Consider the following 16,764-nt stretch of genomic DNA (forward strand, 5'->3'; position numbering starts at 1 on the left):
CCCCGGGGGTCCGTTCGCCGAGAACGGTGCCCAATAGGGCAGTTGCGACCAGGGGACGGATGGGACCGCGCAGTGCGGGGCTACGAAAGCCAGCAGAGCCACCGAGCTGAGGACGACCACCTCTCGCGGTTCGAAGCCGAGATGGACCGGCTGAAGACCGCGCGGGAGAAGGCCGTCCAGCACGCCGAGGACCTCGGTTACCAGGTCGAGGTGTTGCGCGCCAAGCTCCACGAGGCACGGCGCGCTCTGGCGACCCGTCCTTCTTCCTCGTACGACAGCGGCGACCTCGGCTACCAGGCCGAACAGCATCTGCGGAACGCCCAGATGCAGGCCGAACAGCTGCGCCAGGACGCCGAGCGCGAGCTGCGCGACGCGCGCGCCCAGACGCAGCGCATCCTCCAGGAGCACGCCGAGCACCAGGCGCGGCTCCAGGCCGAGCTGCACACCGAGGCCGTCCAGCGCCGCCAGCGGCTCGACCAGGAGCTCGCGGAGCGCCGGCAGACCGTCGAGTCCCACGTCAACGAGAACGTCGCCTGGGCCGAACAGCTCCGTGCCCGTACGGAGGCCCAGGCCAGGCGGCTGATGGACGAGTCGCGCGCCGAGGCCGAGCAGTCGCTCGCCGCCGCGCGCGCCGAGGCCGCGCGGGTCACCGACGAGGCACGGCGCCGGCTGGGTTCCGAGACCGAGACGGCCAGGTCCGAGGCCGAGTCACTGCTGCTGCGGGCCCGCAGGGACGCCGAGCGGATGCTGAACGCCGCCTCGTCGCAGGCCCAGGAGGCCACCAGCCACGCCGAACACCTCCGTACCTCCACCACCGCCGAGGCCGACCAGGCCCGCCAGCAGGCCACCGAGCTGAGCCGCGCCGCCGAGCAGCGGATGCAGGCCGCCGACGACCGGATGCGGGAGGCCAGGGCCGAGGCCGAGAAGGTCGTCACGGAGGCGAAGGAGACCGCCACCAAGCGGCTCGCGGGCGCCGAGTCGCAGAACGAGCAGCGCACCCGTACGGCCAAGTCGGAGATCGCCCGGCTGGTCAACGAGGCCACCAAGGAGGCCGAGGCCACCAAGGCGGAGGCCGAGCAGGCCCTCGCCGACGCCCGGGCCGAGGGCGAGAAGCTGGTCGCGGAGGCCGCGGAGAAGGCCCGCGCGGTCGCCGCCGAGGACACCGCGGCCCAGCTCGCCAAGGCGGCCCGTACCGCCGAGGAGGTCCTGACGAAGGCGTCCGACGACGCCCAGGCCACCACCCGCTCGGCGAGCGAGGAGGCCGACCGGATCCGCCACGAGGCCGAGGCCGAGGCGGACCGGCTGCGCGGAGAGGCCGCCGAGCAGGCCGACCAGCTCAAGGGCGCGGCCAAGGACGACACGAAGGAGTACCGCGCCAAGACGGTCGAGCTCCAGGAGGAGGCGCGCCGGCTGCGCGGCGAGGCCGAACAGCTCAGGGCCGAGGCGGTCGCGGAGGGCGAGCGGATCCGCGGCGAGGCCCGCAGGGAGGCCGTCCAGCAGATCGAGGAGGCGGCCAGGTCCGCCGAGGAACTGCTGACGAAGGCGAAGGCCGACGCCGACGAGCTGCGCAACAGCGCGACGGCCGAGAGCGAGCGGGTACGCACCGAGGCCATCGAGCGCGCCACGACGCTGCGCCGGCAGGCCGAGGAGACCCTGGAGCGCACCCGCGCCGAGGCCGAGCGGCTCCGCGAGGAGGGCGAGGACCTCGCCGAGGTGATGCGGGTCGCCGCCGAGCAGGCCGCCACCGAGCTGCGCGAGGAGGCCGAGCGGGGCGTCGAGGCCCGCAAGGCGGAGGCGGCCGGCGAGCTGACCCGGCTGCACACGGAGGCGGAGGCGCGCTTCGCGTCCGCCGAGGAGGCGCTGACCGAGGCGCGCACCGAGGGCGAGCGGATCCGCCGCGAGGCGGCCGAGGAGGCCGAGCGGCTGCGCACGGAGACCGCGGAACGCAGCCGTACGCTCCAGGCGCAGGCCGAGGAGGAGGCCGAGCGGCTGCGCACGGAGGCGGCCCAGGACGCCGCGGGGTCCCGCGCGGAGGCGGAGAACGCGGCGGTACGGCTGCGTACGGAGGCCGCCACGGAGGCGGAGCGGCTCAAGACCGAGGCGCAGGAGACCGCCGACCGGATCAGGACGGAGGCGGGCGCCGCCGCCGACCGGGTCGGCACCGAGGCCGCCGAGGCGCTGGCCGCCGCGCAGGAGGAGGCGACCCGCCGGCGCCGCGAGGCCGAGGAGACCCTGACGGGCGCCCGGGCCGAGGCGGAGCAGGAGCGCGAGCGCGCCCGCGAGCAGAGCGAGGAGCTGCTCGCGTCGGCCCGTAAACGCGTCGAGGACGCGCAGACCGAGGCACAGCGGCTGGTCGGCGAGGCCGACTACCGCGCGACGGAGCTGGTGGCCGCCGCCGAGCAGACCGCCCAGCAGGTACGGGACGCGGTCGCGGGGCTGCACGACCAGGCCGAGCAGGAGATCCTGGCGCAGCGGGTCGCCGCCGAGCAGGCCGCGGACCAGCTCCAGGCCGAGACGCGCGAGGAGGCCGAGCGGGTACGGGCGGAGGCGCGCGCCGAGCGCGAGCGGGCCACCACGGAGACGAACCAGCTCCGTACCCGCGTCCAGGCGGAGTCGGAGGCCGCCCAGGCGCTCGCCGAACGCACGGTCAACGACGCGATCGGGGAGGCGGAGCGGCTGCGCTCCGACACCGCCGAGTACGCGCAGCGGGTACGGACGGAGGCGTCGGACGCGCTGACGTCGGCGGAGCAGGACGCGTCCCGCAGCCGGGCCGAGGCCCGCGAGGACGCCAACCGGATGCGCGGCGACGCCGCCGCGCAGGCCGACCGGCTCATCAACGAGGCCGCGGGCGAGTCCGAGCGGATGCGCGCGGAGGCCGCGGAGACGGTGGGCTCCGCGCAGCAGGCGGCGGAACGCGTGCGGGCCGACGCCGAGCAGCTCAAGCGGGAGAGCGAGGCCACCGCCGAGCGGGTCAGGAACGAGGCGCAGGAGGAGACGGACTGGCTCCTGGACGAGGCGCGCAAGGACGCGGCGAAGCGCCGTTCCGACGCCGCCGAGCAGGCGGACCAGCTCGTCAACAAGGCCCAGGAGGAGGGGCTGCGCTCCGCCACCGAGGCCGAGAAGCAGGCCGACACGCTGGTGGGCGCGGCCCGCAAGGAGGCGGCCCGGATCACCTCGGACGCGACGGTGGACGGGAACTCCCTGGTGGAGCAGGCCCGTTCGGACGCGAACGAGCTGCTGGTGGGGGCGCGCCGGGACGCGACGGCTGTACGGGAGCGCGGCGAGGAGCTGCGCAGGCGCGTCGAGAACGAGATCGAGCAGCTCCACGAGCGGGCGCGGCGCGAGACGTCCGAGCAGCTCAGGACGGCGGGCGAGCGCGTCGACAAGCTGATGAAGGCCGCCGACGAGCAGCGCACCGAGGCCGAGGAGAAGGCCAAGGAGCTGGTCGCGGACGCCAATTCGGAGGCGAGTTCGGTCCGGATCTCGGCGGTGCGCAAGGCGGATGGGCTGCTCAAGGAGGCCGAGCAGAAGAAGGCCACCCTGGTCAGGGAGGCCGAGCAACTGCGTGCCGAGGCGGCCGCGGAGGCGAAACAGATGGTCGACGAGGGCAAGCACGAGCTGGACGTCCTGGTGCGCAGGCGCGAGGACATCCAGGCGGAGATCTCCCGTGTCCAGGACGTACTGGAGGCGTTGGAGTCGTTCGAGGCACCGTCAGGCGGCGGGAAGGACAATCCCGTCAAGGCGGGCGCAGCGGCCGGAACCACCCGTTCGAGTAGCAAGTCCTCCGACAGTTAGTGCCTCAGGGCGGCGACTTGCCACTCAAAAGGCTGGACATTCTCCATATCAAAGCTGCATCAACTCGATGACACGCCGCTTAGGCCCCTAGGATTCCCCCTATCACCTCACCGGTCTCATTCGACAGGAACCCCATGAGCGACACTTCCTCCCCATTCGGCTTCGAGCTCGTGCGGCGTGGTTACGACCGCGGTCAGGTGGACGACCGCATTACCAAACTCGTCGCCGACCGTGACAGTGCACTGGCCCGCATCACCGCTCTGGAAAAGCGCATCGAGGAACTCCACCTTGAGACGCAGAACGCCCAGGCCCAGGTAACCGACGCCGAGCCGTCGTACGCCGGCCTCGGCGCCCGCGTCGAGAAGATCCTCCGCCTCGCCGAGGAGGAGGCGAAGGACCTGCGCGAGGAGGCCCGTCGCGCGTCGGAGCAGCACCGTGAGCTCGCCGAGTCGGCGGCCCAGCAGGTGCGTAACGACGCCGAGGCGTTCGCCGTCGAGCGCAAGGCGAAGGCCGAGGACGAGGGCGTCCGTATCGTCGACAAGGCGAAGGGCGACGCGTCGACGCTGCGTTCGGACGCACAGAAGGACGCGCAGTCCAAGCGCGAGGAGGCCGACGCGCTCTTCGAGGAGACCCGTGCCAAGGCCGCCCAGGCCGCCACGGACTTCGAGACGAACCTCGCCAAGCGGCGGGAGCAGTCGGAGCGCGACCTGGCGTCCCGTCAGGCGAAGGCCGAGAAGCGCCTGGCGGAGATCGAGCACCGCGCCGAGCAGCTTCGTCTGGAGGCCGAGAAGCTGCGTACGGACGCGGAGCGCAGGGCCCGTCAGACGGTCGAGACGGCTCAGCGTCAGTCCGAGGACATCGTGGCGGACGCGAACGCCAAGGCCGACCGGATCCGCAGCGAGTCGGAGCGCGAGCTGGCGGCGCTCACGAACCGCCGCGACTCGATCAACGCCCAGCTCACCAACGTCCGCGAGATGCTGGCGACGCTGACGGGTGCCGCGGTGGCCGCCGCCGGCTCCCCGGCGGACGACGAGCCGATCTCCCGCGGGGTCCCGGCGCAGCAGTCCCGCTGATCCACCACGGTCCCGGTCGGCCGATCGATCGGGTAACGATCGCGCAGCCCCCTGTCACTCCGGTGGCGGGGGGCTTTGTGCGCGCTTAGGTTGGCCGCATGATCGAGGTAGAGGGGCTCACCAAACGCTACGGCCGCAAGGTGGCGGTCGATCACCTCTCCTTCCAGGTGCGGCCCGGCGTGGTGACGGGCTTCCTCGGTCCCAACGGGGCGGGCAAGTCGACCACGATGCGGATGATGCTCGATCTGGACCATCCGAACGGCGGCTCCGTCCGGATCGACGGACGGCACTACCGGGACCTCCCCGAACCGCTCAAGCACATCGGGGCGCTGCTGGAGGCCAAGGCCATGCACGGCGGCCGCACCGCCTACAACAACCTCCTCTGTCTGGCGCAGAGCAACCGGATCCCGGAGAGTCGGGTCGCCGACGTCCTCGACCTGGTCGGACTGACGGCGGTGGCGCGGAAGAAGTCGAAGGGATTCTCCCTCGGGATGGGGCAGCGGCTCGGTATCGCGGCGGCGCTGCTCGGTGATCCGGAGATCTTGATGTTCGACGAACCGGTGAATGGTCTGGACCCCGAGGGAATCCACTGGATCCGCAATCTTATGAAGGCACTCGCACACGAAGGCCGCACGATCTTCGTATCCAGTCATCTCATGAGTGAAATGGCCCTGACCGCCGATCACTTGATCGTGATCGGGCAGGGCAGACTGCTCGCGAACACATCGATGGCCGACTTCATCCACGCGAATTCCCGGAGTTACGCGCGCCTGCGTTCCCCGCAGCGTGAGCAGTTGAAGGACGCGCTGCACGGGGCGGGTTTCACGGCGGTCGACGCGGCGGACGGCGTGCTGGAGATCGACGGGGCGACCACGGAGGAGCTGGGCGAGCTGGCCGCGCGCCACGGGATCGTGCTGCACGAGCTGAGCGCCCAGCGCGCCTCCCTCGAAGAAGCGTTCATGCAGATGACGGCGGAGTCGGTCGAGTACCACGCCCGCAGGACCGGCGAGGGGATCTGACCATGGCATCGGTACCGGCGGTCCTCCGCTCCGAGTGGACCAAGATCCGTACGGTCTCCTCCACGACCTGGACGCTGGTCAGCGCGCTGGTCGTGACGGTGGCCCTGGGCGGGGCGCTCTCGGCGGTGGTGAGCTCCCAGTTCGGCACGCTCTCGGACATGGACCGGGCGACCTTCGACCCGACGTACACCAGCTTCTCGGGGATGGTCCTCGGGCAGCTCGCGATGGTGGTCTTCGGAGTGCTGGTGGTCGGCTCCGAGTACAGCTCGGGCATGATCCGGGGCTCGCTGGCGGCCGTGCCGCAGCGCGCCACGTTCCTCTTCAGCAAGATCCTGGTGGCCGGGGTGCTGGCGCTGGTGGTCGGGCTGATCACCGGCTTCCTGGCGTTCTTCCTCGGCCAGGCGCTGCTCGGCGACCACGGTACGAACATCGGCGAGCCCAACGTGCTGCGCGCGGTGATCGGCAGCGGCCTCTACATGACGCTGATCGCGCTGTTCTCGATGGGCGTCACCGCGATGCTGCGCAGCTCGATCCTCTCGCTCGGCATCCTGATGCCGTTCTTCTTCCTCGTCTCACAGATCCTGGCGGCCGTCCCGGGAGCCAAGGACGTCGCCCGCTACTTCCCCGACCAGGCGGGACGCCAGATCACCCAGGTGGTGTCCGGCGCCCTGAACTCGACCCCGGCGCCGTACGGCCCCTGGGAGGGGCTGGGGATCATGGCGCTGTGGGTGGTGGCCGCGCTCGGGGGCGGATACGCCGTACTGAAGAAGCGCGACGCGTAGGCGCGTACGGGACCCGGGCTCCGGGCTCCGGCGCGTACGAGGCCGGGCTCCGGCGCGTACGGAGGCGGGCTCCGGCGCGTACGAGGCCGGGCTCCGGCGCGTACGGTGACCGCGCGCTCCAGGCGCGTACGGAGGCCGGGCACCGGCGCGTACGGAGGCGGGCTCCGGCGTGCGAGGGGCGCGGCTCGGCCCCGTACCCCCGACGCACCGCGGGGAGCGACTTGGCCGGAACCGTCAACGCCTGGATATCCTCCTAACTCTAACGGGGGCATTGGGCCCGGACCGGCCACTGCCCCGACGACCTGACCTGTCGATGGGGCTGGAGAATGATCGAGGCAGTCGGCCTGACGAAGCGCTACGGCGCCAAGGCGGCCGTGTACAACCTTTCCTTCCAGGTGAGGCCCGGCCACGTCACCGGGTTCCTGGGCCCCAACGGCTCCGGCAAATCCACGACGATGCGGATGATCCTCGGTCTCGACCGGCCCACCAGCGGTCATGTCCTGGTCGGCGGCCACCCCTTCCGGCAGCTCCCGAACGCCCCGCGCCAGGTCGGCGCGCTCCTCGACGCCCAGGCCGTCCACGGCGGGCGCAGCGCACGCAACCACCTCCTCTCGCTCGCCCAGCTCTCCGGCATCCCGGCCGCCAGGGTGGACGAGGTCCTCGGTGTCGTCGGCCTCCAGGGGGTCGCCAAGCAGCGTTTCAAGGGCTTCTCGCTCGGCATGGGGCAGCGGCTGGGCATCGCGGCGGCACTCCTCGGGGACCCGCAGGTGCTGCTCTTCGACGAGCCGGTCAACGGTCTCGACCCCGAGGGCATCCACTGGGTGCGCAATCTGATGAAGCAGCTCGCGAGCGAGGGACGTACGGTCTTCGTCTCCTCACACCTCATGAGCGAGATGGCGGTGACCGCCGACCACCTCATCGTGATCGGCCGCGGCCGGCTCCTCTCCGACATGAGCATCAAGGACTTCATCTCGGCCAATTCGGCTGATTTCGCCCGGGTCCGTACCTCGGGGGACGAGCCGGAGCTGCGGGAGAAGCTGAGCGCGGCGCTGGCCGGGGCGGGCGGCCAGGTGCTCTCCGAACCTGACGGCGCGCTGCGGGTCACCGGCCTGCCGCTCCCCCGGATCAGCGAACTGGCGCACGGCGCGGACGTGCGGCTCTGGGAGCTGTCCCCGCACCAGGCGTCGCTGGAGGAGGCGTACATGCGGATGACGCAGACCGCGGTCGACTACCGCTCCACGGCCGACGCCCTCGCCGGCTTCACCCCGCCGCCCCAGCCGCCCGGCCACGGGCCTCCGCAGGGGTACGTGGCCGCCCCGCAGGGGTCCACGCCGCCCGTGGCCCCTGAGGTGCCGCAGCAGGGCTGGTACGCCCCGCCGCCGCCCGGGGCCGACCCGTACCAGCAGGACACCCCGGCACCCGCCGCGGGGCCGACGAAGCGTGACCGCACCGAGGACGCCTGATGACGACCCCGTTCCAGCAGCCTCCTCACCCGTCACCGGTCCCGCACCAGGGCCAGGCTCCGCACCAGCCTGTGCCGTACGCCTCACCGATCCCGACCCGGCGGGCCCACCTCGCGGACGCCCTGGCCTCCGAGTGGACGAAGCTGCGCTCCGTACGGTCCACGATGTGGTCCCTCGGCGTGATGGTCCTGCTGATCGTCGGCGTCGGGCTGCTCGTGGCGCTGCTCGTCGTCGGCACCCGGGACGGCGGCGACCTGAGTCCCGAGCCCAGCGGCACCACCCTGCTCGCCCTCGGCTTCTTCGGGGTGCTGCTGGGCTCGCTCTGCGTGATCACGCTCGGGGTACTGACCGTCACCTCGGAGTACGGCACGGGCATGGTCCGCACCACGCTCACCGCGTGCCCCAGCCGGGGCCGGGTGCTGGCCGCGAAGTCGATCGTCTTCTCCGCCGTGGTCTTCACCGTCTCGACCGTGACCACGATGATCGTCGCCGCGCTCCAGACCGCGATCCTCGACGCCGCCGCGCCCACCGCCTCCGACTGGATCCGCGCGACCGTCGGCGTCAGCCTCTACCTGGCGATGCTCGGGCTGCTCGCGATGGCGATCGGCGCGCTGGTCAGGCACTCGGCGGGAGCGATCACCGTGATGATCGGCCTGGTCCTGCTGCCGCTCGTCCTCGCGATGTTCATGTTCGCCAAACCGCTCCGCGGCGTCCAGGAGTTCCTGCTGGCGTACTCGATCCCGAGCCAGCTCGTCCAGCTCTACGGAGACGCCTTCAACGATGCGGGCCCCCACGGCTGGTCGGTGCTGTGGCTCATCGCCGGGATGACCGCGATCGCGATGGCCGCCGCGTACTTCTCCCTGGAGCGGCGCGACGTGTGACGCGCGGCCCGGCGCACAGGGCGCGGGGCGCCGGGCTCAGTACCGCGGCGCGTTACGGGACCGCTGCACCCGCGAGGTGCGGCGGTCCTTCGCCTTCCAGCAGGACTGGTGCCAGTGCCGCCGGTCGTCCACCCCGCCGTACTCCGGCCACGCCACCACATGGGCCGCCGCGGAGGGGATCTCCTGGTCGCATCCCGGGCAGCGGTACCGCTTACCGGCGGCACTTGCCCCCGCCACGTGTCGAACTGACCAGTTCTCGCCCTGCCATGTTTCCGATCGCTGGAAGCCGCCGTACCGGTCGCCGGCGTCGGCGGATCGGTCGGTCGGGTTCTCGCCGCCTCGGGGGCGGTTGCGACGCGGGGACACGGAACACCTCACGGGGCAGACAGCACGGACCGGTTCCAGCCTACGGCGCGCACCACCGGGCAGACGCCCCTCAGAGGCGTGCGCACCCCGCCTCCACGGAGGGACTCACCGGACAATCGCACGAGTTTTACGTCCGGCCGTGCCTTTGGCACGTGTCAGACGTTGTTGCCAGTAGGGGGAGTCGCGTCGGCCGCAAGGAGGCAGAAGGCGATGCGTGTTGGAGCTTTTGTACTGGCCGCCCAGTTCCCGGGCCAGGGACAGGGGGAAGCGCTGCACCGGGCGGTGCGGACCACGGAGCTGGCCGAGGAGTCGGGGCTCGACGCGGTCTGGCTGGCCGAGCACCACTTCGTGCCGTACGGCGTCTGCCCGTCGGCCGTGACCCTGGCCGCGCTGCTGCTCGGCCGTACGCGACACATCCGGGTGGGTACGGCGGTCAGCGTGTTGCCGAACGTCCATCCGGTGGCGCTCGGCGAACAGGCCGCGCTGCTCCATCTCGTCTCCGGCGGGCGGTTCACTCTCGGGGTGGGACGGGGCGGCCCCTGGGTCGACCTGGAGGTCTTCGGGGCGGGCCTGAGCGCCTACGAGCGTGACTTCCCGGAGGCGCTGGAGCTGCTGCTGCGCTGGCTGCGCGGGACGCGGGTGGCGGCCTCCGGCGACCGGTACGCCTTCCGTGAGGTCCCGGTCGTCCCCCGTGCCGACGAGCTGACGTACCCCGGCGGCCGACCCGAGACGATCATGGCCTGTACCTCACCCCGGAGCGTGCGGCTGGCCGCCCGGCACGGGCTGCCGATGCTGCTGGGCATGCACTGCGGCGACGAGGAGAAGGCGGAGATGGTCGCGCTGTGGCGTACGCACGCGCGCGCGGCGGGGCTGGCGCCCGCGGAGATCGAGCACGCTCCGCATGTGTCGGCCGGCGTGGCGCAGATCGCGGACAGCCGCACCGCCGCCACGGAATCCCTGGTCAAGGCGATGCCCGGCTGGCTGCGCCAGGGACTCGGCGCGCATGTGACGGTCGACGGCCGGTCGCGCTCGATGCGCGACCCGGTGGCGTACACGGAACTGCTCTGCGCCCTGCACCCGGTGGGGCCGCCGAGGCTGGCGGCGGACCGGCTCGCGGCCACGGCGGAGCGCACGGGCATCACGCGCTTCGCGCTGCTCGTGGAGGGCACCGGCGATCTGGCGGCGACGGAGGAGAACGTACGGCGTCTGGGGGCGGAGGTACTGCCCCTGCTGGCCTGAGCGACCGGTCTGTTACGCGCAGGTCTGTTACGCGCGGGTCTGTACGTACGGGGCCATGCACGCGGGTCTGTACGTACGGGCCCTTCGGGGACGCTGCCGCTCCGGCGCCGTGGTACCACCCACGACGCGGGAGCGGCAGCCGAAACCGTCAGCAGTCCCGGAGCACAGGAGACTGGTTGAGCAACTGGGCCCTCACCGAGGTGAAGCGGGTCAGCCGCTCGTCGACCGAGGGGTCCAACGGGAACACCGCGACGCGGTGGCAGTTCTGGAATGCGAGCCGCACTCCGAAGTGACGCTGGAGCGCACCGCGAATCGCATCACTCGCGAGCGCGCGCAGCAGTTGACCACGTGCCTGCTCGTCCGGCGGGGGCGTCTGGTTGTCGGCGAACTGTCCACCGTCCACCTTCAGCTGAGCCACCAGAGAACTGATCATCTCCCATGCGTAGGGCAGGGAGGTCCGGACGCAGTCGACGAATTCCGCTTCGTCGACCTCGCCTCGCTCGGCCTGATCCAACAGCGCCGGTGAGACGTCGAGCGACATGGGTTCTCCTCTCGCGACCCCGCGGGGAACGGGGCCTTACGGGCAGGGAAGGAGGCGACGACGACGCAGCGTGCACGACCGGCGACCTCCCGCATCCACGTTAGGCGCGCCGACGGGAGGGCACCAGGATTATGGGACCACAACCGGCCAATAACGAACGGGGGCTTCCAGGGCGAATCGCGCGCGGCGGTGGCAGTCGAGTAGCGTGCCGACCATGCGTCTCGTCATTGCCCGCTGCTCCGTCGACTACGCGGGCCGGCTCACCGCCCACCTGCCCTCCGCCCCCCGTCTCATCCTGGTCAAGGCTGACGGCAGTGTGTCCATCCACGCCGACGACCGGGCGTACAAACCGCTCAACTGGATGTCGCCGCCCTGCACGTTGAAGGAGGGTGCGGACGAGGACACCGGCGTCTGGACGGTCATCAACAAAGCGGGCGAGAAATTGATCATCACGATGGAGGAAGTCCTCCACGACTCGTCCCATGAACTGGGTGTCGACCCCGGTCTCATCAAGGACGGCGTGGAAGCGCACCTCCAGGAACTGCTCGCCGACCGCATCGAGACGCTGGGCGAGGGGTACAGCCTCATCCGCCGCGAGTACCCGACGGCGATCGGCCCGGTGGACATCCTGTGCCGGGACGCCGACGGCGGCACGGTCGCCGTGGAGATCAAGCGGCGCGGCGAGATCGACGGCGTGGAGCAGCTCACCCGCTACCTGGAACTGCTCAACCGCGACCCGCATCTGGCGCCGGTGAGGGGTGTGTTCGCGGCGCAGGAGATCAAGCCGCAGGCGCGGGTGCTGGCGACGGACCGGGGCATCGGATGCGTGGTGCTGGACTACAACGGCATGCGCGGCATCGAGGACGACAAGCTGCGCCTGTTCTGACGTGACGGAGCGGACTGTACGAGGTCCGGCGGGGCGCGGTGTGCGCGCCCCGCCGGACCTCTCTTCCGTCGGGCCGTCAGGCCGTCAGCCCGTCACGCCGTCACGCCGTCACGCGATGACGCTCGGCTCGGCCGTCCGCTCCTCGCTCAGGCTCGGGTCCGGGCCGCTCACCGTGGTCTGCGGGGTCGACGGCGGAGGTGAGTCCGAGTCCGACGGCTCCTCGGAGGGCTCCTCCGCGGACGGGTCGGGGGACGTCGAGGGCGACGGCGGGCCCGAGGGGCCCGTGGACGGTTCCGGCGGCTCCTCCGAGGGGTCCGTCGGCTGTTCCTCCGAGGCGGACGGGGAGCCGCCCGGGGACGAGCTGGTGCCGTCGGACGGCGTGCCCGAGGGCGAGGAGGAGCCGGAGGGATCGCCGCTCTCCGTGGGGCCCGTGGGGCTCGGGGAATCGGGTCCGGCCGGGACGCCGCCCGGGTTGTACGTCGAGGTGTCGACCGGCTGCTCGGCGGGCAGGCCGTCGTCGCCGTTGCTGTCGTCCGGGTCCGTGGACTGTTCCGTACGGACCTTGTCGGGCGGCAGGGGGTCGCCGTCCGAGGTCGCGCCGAGGGTCACGACCGTACCGAGCACGGCCGCGAGTACGGCGCCCGCGCCTGCGGCGACCAGGTTGCGGCGGGCACCGCCCAGCGCCGGGCGGCGCGCGGAGTGGCCGGGGGCCGCCGATCGGGACGCGGCGTGGGCCGGCCGGGGGCCGGAGCCGGGCGGCACGACGGGGGTGTCGCGCCGGGTAACCAGCGCCATGTTCTCGCCGGAGCCGGAAACGGAGCCGGACGCGGACGCGGCAGCGCTGCCGGGGCCTGCCCCCGAACCGGCCCCGCGACCGGCGGCGGCCCCGGACCCCGGGTGCGACGGCTTGGACAGCCCCGGCAGTTCGGGCAGTCCGGCCGCCCGCGCGAGCGGCTCCGCGTACCGTACGGTCGGCGCCTCCGAGCCCAGCGGCTTCGGTCCCGCCAGGGCGGCCTCCCGGTCGGTGACCAGGGCGAGCGCCCGGCGTCCCGCGACCGTGCCGACCCTGTCGGCGAGGGCGCCGCGCATCCCGATCGACGCCTCCAGCTCGGCGCGGGCCCGGTCCAGGTTGCCGACACAGAGCGCGAGGACGCCCAGCTCATGGTGGAAGTACGCCTCTTCCGCGACCTCCCCGGCCATTCTGGCGGCCTCGGAGCCGGCCCGTAGGGCCCGCTCCCAGGCGCCCCAGTGCAGCCCCGCGAGGAACGCGGGCGCGGCGCTGCGGGCCAGCAGCACGGCGGCGCTGGGGTGGCCCGCCTCCGTGCCGGGCACCAGCGGGGCCATCGCCGCGAGGATGGCGTCCGCCTCGGTGGCGGCGCGCTCGGGGGTGACCGAGGGATGCCCGGACCACCAGGCGTAGTGCTGGGCGGCGGTGTGGGCGTGGGCCACGGCGTCGTCGCCGTACCCCTCCGCCTCCAGTTGCGCGGCCACTCCGGGCGCGAGCCGGTAGCGCCCGCCGACCGGGGTGAGCAGTCCGCAGCTCATCAGCTCGCCGAGGGCGGCGTCCGCGTGGGTGTCGCCCACCAGCGCGGGCAGGTGCGCCTGGTGCGGAACCTCGCCGCCGAGCGCGACGGCGAAGCGCAGGGTGGCGCGTGCGGCCTCGCTCAGCCGGGCGGCGAGCGGGGCGGCGGGCGCGGCGCCCTCGCCGAGGGTGGGCAGGGGGATGTCGTAGCCGCCGGGGACGGCCGGTACGGCGGCCGGCGCGCCCTCGGCGCCGGATGCGCCGGGGGTCCCGGACGCGCGCTCCGGCGTGCGCTCGAAGGGGCGCACGAAGGGCTCGAACTCGTCGGACTCGTTGGAGGAGTTGGCGCCGGCGCGCGCCTGGTCGCGCCGGCGCAGCAGCGCGCCGGCCTGGACGAAGCGCAGCGGCAGCCCCTCGGACTCGAACCAGAGGTCGCCCGCCCAGTTGGCCTCCTCGTCGGTGAGCGGCCGTTCGACGACATGCTCCAGGAGTTCCAGCGAGGAACCGCGGCCCAGACCGCCGAGGGTGACCTCTTCGAGCCGCGCGTCCGGCGAGGGGACGGCGGTGTCGGGGGTCGCGGCGCACAGGTAGGCGCATTCCGGTGTGGCGGTGAGGAGTTCGTCCAGCGCCTCGCCGCCCAGTTCCAGGTCGTCCAGGACGACGACCGCGCCGATGTCGCGGACCCGGTCGAGGAGTTCGGCCCGGTCGGGTCGGACCAGCGGCGAGCGGTGGACGGCCGCGTACAGCTCGTACAGCAGCTCGGTGGCGGTGCGGCGGTATCCGGAGAGCCGGACGACGCCGTCGGGCGCGAGGTCCGCGCAGTCCGCGGCCACGGCCTCGATCAGGGCGGTGCGCCCGGAGCCCGCGGGCCCGCTGAGGCGTACGGAACGGCCGCGCCCCAGCAGCTCCGCCAGTTTCGCGCGCTCCTCGCGACGCTCCAGCAGCGGGAGGGCGGGCGCGGCGGGCCCCGCCGGTACGGGCGGGCGCCCGGCACGCTGGACGGCGGCGCGCTCCTGCGCGGTGAGCCGGGCGGGCGCGGTGTGTTCCCGTCCCGGCGGGCGGAGTTCGATCTCGCTGCCGTCGACGGGGTTGACGGTCAGCAGGAGGTCACCCGAGACGAGCTGGACCGTACGGACGGGCTGCGCGGGGGTGATGGGGCCCGCGCCCTTGATGTGGGCGACGGCCGGGAGGGCGGAGCGCGCCGGGGCGGGGGCCGGCACGCCGGGCGTGATCGACACACGGGGCGGGCGAGGCGGTGCGGCCTCGCCGCCCTCCCCGGCGGATTCGCCCTCGTGAACACTCACCACGGCGGGTTCGACGTCGTATCCGTCGTCGGGGCGTGGTTCGTATCCCTCGACGGGGCGTGCGTCGTACCCGCTGTCGGAGCGTGCGTCGTATCCGTCGTCAAGGCCCGTGTCGTACCGGCCGTCCTGGCGCGCGTCGTCGTACCGGCCTTCGGGACGCGCGTCGTCTCCGCGCGCGTCGTCGTCGCGCCGGCCGTGCTCCTCCGGCCCCCGGCTTATCGGGTCCATGGTGAAAAGCTCCCAGATCGTGGCGTGCCGTTGCCCCGGCCTCACACGCCCATCCGCCGCTTCCGGTCCGGTGCCTGCTCCTCAGGGTCCGCCGATTCGCGGACGGCCGGACCCTGAACCTCCGCACAGTATCTACGAACAGCCGGGGTGACACCTCGTCCGGGACATCACGGTCTCGTGAGGATTGTGCGAGGTGGCCGGGTCGGGCCAGGTCAGACCCGAGGGAGCGATTCTGCTGCGATGCCGCCCTCGATGGCGAGGATGCGGTGCAGCCGGGTGGCCACCAGCAGACGTTGCATCTGCGGGGGGACACCCCTCAGCACAAGCCTCCGGCCGCACCGCCCGGCACGTCGGTGGGCTCCCATGATGACGCCGAGTCCGGTGGCGTCCCAGGAGTCCAGTTCGGTCAGGTCCAGCACCAGATCGCCGGCTCCGTCGTCGACGGCCGAGTGCAGGACCGTACGGGCGTCCGCCGCGCTGCGTACGTCGAGGCGGCCCCCGACGACCAGCTCGGCGTGGTCGCCCCTGATGTGCATATGCTCTCCCCGAGAGTGCTTCCGTGTGCTCCGGCCTGTTCTGTTCTTGTCCTCAAACAACTGACTGCCGGACGGCCTGAGAAGTTGCCGTCTGTTGGCGAACCGATATCGAATTCACCCCGTGGGGTGAGGGAAACGGCCGACGCGGGCCGACGCCGCGTGGGGCGCCGGCCGCACCTCAGTGCTTGTAGAACCCCTGCCCGCTCTTGCGGCCGATGTCACCCGCGTCCACCATCCGGCGCATCAGCTCCGGCGGCGCGAACTTCTCGTCCTGGGTCTCGGCGTAGATGTTGCTCGCGGCGTGCAGCAGGATGTCGATACCGGTGAGGTCGGCGGTGGCGAGCGGGCCCATGGCGTGGCCGAACCCCAGCTTGCAGGCGATGTCGATGTCCTCGGCGGACGCGACGCCCGACTCGTACAGCTCCACGGCCTCCACGACGAGCGCGGAGATGAGCCGGGTGGTCACGAAGCCCGCCACGTCGCGGTTGACGACGACGCAGGTCTTACCGACCGACTCGGCGAACTCCCTTGCGGTGGCGAGGGTTTCGTCGCTGGTCTTGTAGCCGCGCACCAGTTCGCACAGGCGCATCATCGGCACCGGCGAGAAGAAGTGCGTACCGACGACGCGCTCCGGGCGCCCGGTGACCGCCGCGATCTTGGTGATCGGGATGGCCGAGGTGTTGGAGGCGAGGACGGCGTCCTCCCGTACGAGCTTGTCGAGCGTACGGAAGATCTCGTGCTTGACGTCGAGCTGTTCGAAGACGGCCTCGACGACGATGTCCGCGTCGGCCACGGCGTCCAGGTCGGTCGTCGTGGTGATCCGGGCGAGCGCCGCGTCGGCGTCGGCCTCTTCGAGCCTGCCCTTGGCGACGAACTTGCCGTACGAGGCCCTGATGCCGTCCACACCCCTGGCCAGGGCCGCGTCGGTGACATCACGCAGCACGACGTCCCAGCCCGCGTGGGCCGAGACCTGCGCGATTCCGGACCCCATCAGTCCGGCCCCGATGACAGCGAGCTTCCTGGCCACAACGCACCCCACGTTTCCCGATCGGCTTCTGTTCAGATTTAACGCATGTTTACTTCTGCTGCCTCTGCCGGAGGTTAGCGGTCACGGCGCGCCGTGTAACGG

The 16,764-nt window shown here is 72.4% G+C and carries 13 protein-coding genes; 8 read left to right on the forward strand and 5 right to left on the reverse strand.

All coding sequences use genetic code 11. From position 1 onward, the window contains the following. Positions 1-72: 72 nt before the first annotated feature. From scy to ACFXPL_RS02360, 6 genes are all read left to right on the forward strand, one after another. Positions 73-3,795 carry a polarized growth protein Scy gene (gene scy, locus ACFXPL_RS02335; RefSeq protein WP_384911096.1) on the forward strand — a complete coding sequence of 1,241 codons (3,723 nt, stop codon included), beginning with the start codon at positions 73-75 and terminating at the stop codon, positions 3,793-3,795. Between the two features lie 134 nt (positions 3,796-3,929). Continuing rightward, the gene (locus tag ACFXPL_RS02340; RefSeq protein ID WP_384911099.1) at positions 3,930-4,868 is read left to right on the forward strand and encodes a cellulose-binding protein; all 939 of its coding nucleotides are present in this window, start codon (positions 3,930-3,932) and stop codon (positions 4,866-4,868) included. A gap of 98 nt (positions 4,869-4,966) precedes the next feature. Next, the gene (locus tag ACFXPL_RS02345; RefSeq protein WP_384911102.1) at positions 4,967-5,887 is read left to right on the forward strand and encodes an ABC transporter ATP-binding protein; all 921 of its coding nucleotides are present in this window, start codon (positions 4,967-4,969) and stop codon (positions 5,885-5,887) included. Between the two features lie 2 nt (positions 5,888-5,889). Continuing rightward, positions 5,890-6,669, forward strand: coding sequence for an ABC transporter permease subunit (locus ACFXPL_RS02350; protein WP_384911104.1), 780 nt, complete (start codon positions 5,890-5,892; stop codon positions 6,667-6,669). Between the two features lie 326 nt (positions 6,670-6,995). After that, a complete protein-coding gene (locus ACFXPL_RS02355; RefSeq protein WP_384911107.1) occupies positions 6,996-8,132 on the forward strand; it encodes an ATP-binding cassette domain-containing protein in 1,137 nt (378 codons plus the stop codon). After that, entirely contained in the window at positions 8,132-9,013 is an 882-nt protein-coding gene (locus ACFXPL_RS02360) for an ABC transporter permease subunit (protein WP_384911110.1), read from the forward strand. Before ACFXPL_RS02355 ends, ACFXPL_RS02360 begins: the two co-directional genes overlap by 1 nt. 36 nt (positions 9,014-9,049) lie before the next feature. Here the strand turns inward: ACFXPL_RS02360 and ACFXPL_RS02365 are convergent, their stop codons facing one another. Next, positions 9,050-9,379, reverse strand: a complete 330-nt coding sequence (locus tag ACFXPL_RS02365) for an ATP/GTP-binding protein (protein WP_384911112.1) — start codon at positions 9,377-9,379, stop codon at positions 9,050-9,052. 210 nt (positions 9,380-9,589) lie between these two features. Between ACFXPL_RS02365 and ACFXPL_RS02370 the strand changes: the two genes are divergently transcribed. Beyond that, positions 9,590-10,618 carry an LLM class flavin-dependent oxidoreductase gene (locus ACFXPL_RS02370; RefSeq protein ID WP_384911115.1) on the forward strand — a complete coding sequence of 343 codons (1,029 nt, stop codon included), beginning with the start codon at positions 9,590-9,592 and terminating at the stop codon, positions 10,616-10,618. Between the two features lie 148 nt (positions 10,619-10,766). Here the strand turns inward: ACFXPL_RS02370 and ACFXPL_RS02375 are convergent, their stop codons facing one another. Continuing rightward, positions 10,767-11,159, reverse strand: coding sequence for an SCO5389 family protein (locus ACFXPL_RS02375; RefSeq protein WP_384911117.1), 393 nt, complete (start codon positions 11,157-11,159; stop codon positions 10,767-10,769). A 214-nt stretch (positions 11,160-11,373) separates the two neighbouring features. Here ACFXPL_RS02375 and nucS point away from each other — a divergent pair, with 214 nt between their 5' ends. After that, the gene (gene nucS / locus ACFXPL_RS02380; RefSeq protein ID WP_384911120.1) at positions 11,374-12,045 is read left to right on the forward strand and encodes an endonuclease NucS; all 672 of its coding nucleotides are present in this window, start codon (positions 11,374-11,376) and stop codon (positions 12,043-12,045) included. A 108-nt stretch (positions 12,046-12,153) separates the two neighbouring features. Here the strand turns inward: nucS and ACFXPL_RS02385 are convergent, their stop codons facing one another. From ACFXPL_RS02385 to ACFXPL_RS02395, 3 genes are all read right to left on the reverse strand, one after another. Continuing rightward, positions 12,154-15,099, reverse strand: coding sequence for an ATP-binding protein (locus tag ACFXPL_RS02385; RefSeq protein WP_384911122.1), 2,946 nt, complete (start codon positions 15,097-15,099; stop codon positions 12,154-12,156). A 212-nt stretch (positions 15,100-15,311) separates the two neighbouring features. Continuing rightward, positions 15,312-15,635, reverse strand: a complete 324-nt coding sequence (locus ACFXPL_RS02390; RefSeq protein ID WP_066956508.1) for an STAS domain-containing protein — start codon at positions 15,633-15,635, stop codon at positions 15,312-15,314. 178 nt (positions 15,636-15,813) lie between these two features. Beyond that, positions 15,814-16,662 (reverse strand): 3-hydroxyacyl-CoA dehydrogenase family protein, encoded by an 849-nt coding sequence (locus tag ACFXPL_RS02395; RefSeq protein WP_384911126.1) that lies wholly within the window; start codon positions 16,660-16,662, stop codon positions 15,814-15,816. Positions 16,663-16,764 lie beyond the last annotated feature (102 nt).

This window comes from Streptomyces sp. NPDC059092 (assembly GCF_042756365.1).
Lineage (GTDB): Bacteria > Actinomycetota > Actinomycetes > Streptomycetales > Streptomycetaceae > Streptomyces.